The organism is Streptomyces alkaliphilus, from assembly GCF_014141535.1.
Classification (GTDB): domain Bacteria; phylum Actinomycetota; class Actinomycetes; order Streptomycetales; family Streptomycetaceae; genus Streptomyces; species Streptomyces alkaliphilus.
In genome coordinates this window covers 1-489 of record NZ_VKHT01001704.1, presented here as the reverse complement: position 1 = coordinate 489, position 489 = coordinate 1, and the positions used below count along the sequence as shown (strand labels likewise).

The 489-nt window shown below is 74.6% G+C and carries 1 protein-coding gene; it reads left to right on the top strand.

Annotated features, from left to right (window positions below):
- On the top strand, positions 1-468 hold a 468-nt coding region (locus FNQ90_RS26410), incomplete at its 5' end, for an LLM class flavin-dependent oxidoreductase (protein WP_182608587.1).
- Between the last annotated feature and the right edge of the window lie 21 nt (positions 469-489).

The window sequence follows — 489 nt, the reverse complement described above, 5'->3', positions numbered from 1 at the left end:
GAGCTGTACACCGCCGCGGTGACCCCCGCCACCGCGACCCGTTCCGCCCGCTGGGCCGACGGACTGATCACCATCAACCAGCCCGGCCACGCCCAGCGCGAGACGCTGGCCGCATACCGCGAGGCCGGCGGGCGCGGACCCGCGGTCCTCCAGGTGCACCTGTCCTGGGACCCCGACCCCGACCGTGCCCTGGCGGTGGCCCACGACCAGTGGCGGGAGGCGGTCCTGGGCAGCGACGTGGCCTGGGAGATCGCCCAGCCGGAGCACTTCGAGCAGGCCGCCCGGTTCGTCGGTCGCGACCAGGTGGCCGAGTACGTCCACTCCTCCGCCGACCCCGGCGAACACGCCGCGTGGCTGGTCGAGGCGGCCGAGGGCTTCGACCGGGTGATGCTGCACCAGGTGGGGGCGGACCAGGTCGGCTTCGTGGAGACCTTCGGCGAGCGGGTGCTGCCGGAGGTGACCGGATGAGCGACCCCGGATCCCCCACCG